The following is a 3000-nucleotide window of genomic DNA, read 5'->3' as shown; positions in this document are numbered from 1 at the left end:
CCGCTGCGGGCTGAGCCGGGGCCGCCGGTTGCGGCGGTGCGGCGGGCTGCGGTGCGGCGGGCTTGGGAGCCGCCGGTTTCGCGGGAGCCGGCGGTGCCGGGGTCGGAGCCGGCGCCGCGGCCGCGGCGGCCGTGGCCGGTGTCGCGGAGGTGGCGGGTGCGGCCGGCGCTCCGTTGCCTGCGCTCTTGGCGGTGTCGGGCGCGGACTTGGTGCCGAACTTCTCGCGCAACCGGCGCGCTACGGGAGCCTCGACTGTCGAGGAGGCCGACTTGACGAACTCGCCCTGCTCTTTGAGCGTTGCGAGCAATTCTTTGCTGGTGACACCGAGTTCCTTTGCCAACTCGTGCACGCGAGCCTTACCTGCCACTACATCTCCATCTCTAGAGGCGACAGCGGTGGTAGGCGCCGCGCCTCGGGTTAGCTATGACGCATGGTCATCGGGACTTCACGGTGTGCTCATGTTCTTCGCTACCTGTTCTCTTGCCGGGTGAGGCGAACCCGCCGAAACACTCTCGACGTGCTCGATCACCGCGGATAGGTCCGGTGAACCGGTGATTCGCAGCGCTCGGACGAACGCTCGCCGCCGGATCGCCGCGTGTAGACACTGCGCGTCGGGATGCAACCAGGCACCCCGCCCGGGCAGATTACCCGTTGTGTCAACGGTCGCGGCGCATTCACCGTTCCCGTCGACCACAGCGGCCACTCGAAGCAGTTCGGCGGCCAGCTCTCGCCTCCGGCATCCCACACACGTCCGCACGGGCCCCGAGGGGGCTGACGTACTTCGATGCGGCGACACCGGAATCTCGCGCTGGCTCACGGTTGAGTCTAGCGCCCCGGTCCCCGCGAACCGAAACGGCCGTCGCACTACCTGTCACGTACCGCCGATTGCGGGGCGTCGGAACCGGGCCGGTGCTGATCGGGGGGTGCGGCGTCGCTGCGGATGTCGATCCGCCACCCGGTCAGCCGGGCCGCGAGCCGGGCGTTCTGCCCTTCCTTGCCGATCGCCAGCGACAACTGGAAATCGGGCACCACGACCCGCGCGGCCCGGGTCTGTTCGTCGATGACGCTGACCGACACGACCTTGGCCGGCGACAGCGCGTTGGCCACGAACCGCGCCGGATCCTCGTCGTAGTCGATGATGTCGATCTTCTCGCCGGACAGTTCGCTCATCACGTTGCGGACCCGCTGGCCCATCGGCCCGATGCAGGCGCCCTTGGCGTTGAGCCCGGGGACGCGCGAGGCCACCGCGATCTTCGACCGGTGCCCGGCCTCACGCGCGACCGCGACGATATCGACCGAACCCTCGTTGATCTCGGGGACCTCGAGACTGAACAGTTTCCGCACCAGGTTCGGGTGGGTGCGCGACAGCGTGATCAGCGGTTCCCGCGCGCCGCGGGTGACGCCGACGACGTAGCAGCGCAGCCGGTCGCCGTGCTCGTAGCGTTCGCCGGGCACCTGCTCGGCGGACGGGATGACCCCCTCGTTGCCCTTGGTCTCGCTGCCCATCCGCACCACGACCAGGCCGCGGGCGTTCGCGCGGGCATCCCGCTGGATGACCCCGGCGACGATGTCGCCCTCCCGGGCGGAGAACTCGCCGTAGTTCTTCTCGTTCTCCGCGTCGCGCAGGCGCTGCAGGATGACCTGGCGCGCCGTGGTGGCGGCGATCCGGCCGAACCCCTCCGGGGTGTCGTCCCACTCCTGGATCAGGTTGCCGTCGGCATCGGTCTCGCGCGCCATCACCTTCACCGCACCGCTCTTGCGGTCGATGTCGATGCGCGCGTCCGACTGGTGACCTTCGGTGTGACGGTATGCGGTCAGCAGCGCCGACTTGATCGTGTCCACGACGACGTCGACCGAGATACCCTTGTCCGCCTCGATGGCGTGCAGGGCCGCCATGTCGATGTTCACGCTCCGGCCTCCTCTCCCGGTTGGCCGGTCAGTTCCAGCTCACGCTGGCTCGGTGGTGAGAATTCCACCTGGACAACGGCTTTGACGATTCCCTCCAGCGGCAGCTCACGCACCGAGAAGTCGGCGCGTGCACCTTCGCGGACCACCAGCGACACCGCGTCGCCGCCGTCGGTGAGCGGACCCAGCCGGCCGGTCAGCTGCGAGCCGTCGGACAGGGTCAGTTCCACCTTGCGGCCGCGCGCCCGCCGGTAGTGCTTCTCGGTGGTCAGCGGTCTGTCCACCCCCGGGGAGGTCACCTCCAGGACGTAGGTGGCCGCGCCGGCCGACTGGTCGACCTGGTCGAGGTGTTCCGATGCCGAGCGCGACAAACTCGCGATGGTGTCCAGGTCGAGGGGGCGGTCGCCGTCGACGACGACGGTGATGCGCGGCGGGCGCGCCCCGCCGTCGATGACGACGTTCTCGATCTCGTATCCGGCGCGGGCGAATTCGCCGTCGAGTAGCTCCATCACCTGCTCCTGCGACGGCAACCCCGCCGGCCGCAATTTCGGCTCCGGTGCCACGACGAGCTCCCTCATCTTGAATTGTCCTGAAACGCGTGCCGGCGGCCGGCCTCGGTGGCCGCCGTGATCGACTATTCACGATACGCCAGGCCCGCCTGGGCAGACAGCGAACGTGACACCGCCCGACGCGGCACGCTCGTCGAGCCGCGGACCGCCGGGCCGGCAATGGCAGGATGTTGCTCGTGCCGAGCGCCTCCGCCCCCGACATCCTCAGCAGGCGCCGTCTGCTGGCCGGCGCCGCGGCGCTGGCGGCGCTGGGCGTGTCCGCGGCGGCGTGCGGCTCCGCACCGCCGCCACCGGAGGTCGACGAGCTCACCGCCCAGCTCGACCGGGCCCGCGCCGACAGCCGGCTCGCCACCGACGCCGCCGCGACCGCGCGCACGCCCCTGAAGCAGACACTGACCGCGGTGGCCGCCGAACGCGACGCGCACGCCCGGGCGCTGGGCGACGAACTCGTCCGGCTGGTCGGCACCGAAGCCCCGACCACCACCGCCTCGACGAGTACCGCCGCACCGGCCAGACCAGCGACCGT

At 70.5% G+C, this 3000-nt stretch carries 5 protein-coding genes; 1 reads left to right on the top strand and 4 read right to left on the bottom strand.

The features are described from left to right. The 4 genes from AU195_RS22555 to rimP form a co-directional block, all read right to left on the bottom strand. A partial coding sequence (locus AU195_RS22555) for a translation initiation factor IF-2 N-terminal domain-containing protein (protein ID WP_172800687.1) occupies positions 1–367 on the bottom strand: 367 nt, incomplete at its 3' end. A gap of 78 nt (positions 368–445) precedes the next feature. Then, positions 446–694 (bottom strand): YlxR family protein, encoded by a 249-nt coding sequence (locus AU195_RS25445; RefSeq protein ID WP_286149456.1) that lies wholly within the window; start codon positions 692–694, stop codon positions 446–448. Positions 695–864: 170 nt separating this feature from the next. Further along, a complete protein-coding gene (gene nusA / locus AU195_RS22550; protein ID WP_059161250.1) occupies positions 865–1908 on the bottom strand; it encodes a transcription termination factor NusA in 1044 nt (347 codons plus the stop codon). Beyond that, entirely contained in the window at positions 1905–2468 is a 564-nt protein-coding gene (gene rimP, locus AU195_RS22545; RefSeq protein WP_059161253.1) for a ribosome maturation factor RimP, read from the bottom strand. The genes nusA and rimP overlap by 4 nt, the downstream gene beginning before the upstream one ends. A 182-nt stretch (positions 2469–2650) precedes the next feature. On the opposite strand from rimP, the gene AU195_RS22540 reads away from it, so the two are divergent. Further along, the coding region (locus AU195_RS22540) for a hypothetical protein (protein WP_059161252.1) at positions 2651–3000 on the top strand (350 nt) is incomplete at its 3' end.

This window comes from Mycobacterium sp. IS-1496 (assembly GCF_001499995.1).
Lineage (GTDB): Bacteria > Actinomycetota > Actinomycetes > Mycobacteriales > Mycobacteriaceae > Mycobacterium.
This window is presented reverse-complemented; position numbering and strand designations above follow the sequence as displayed.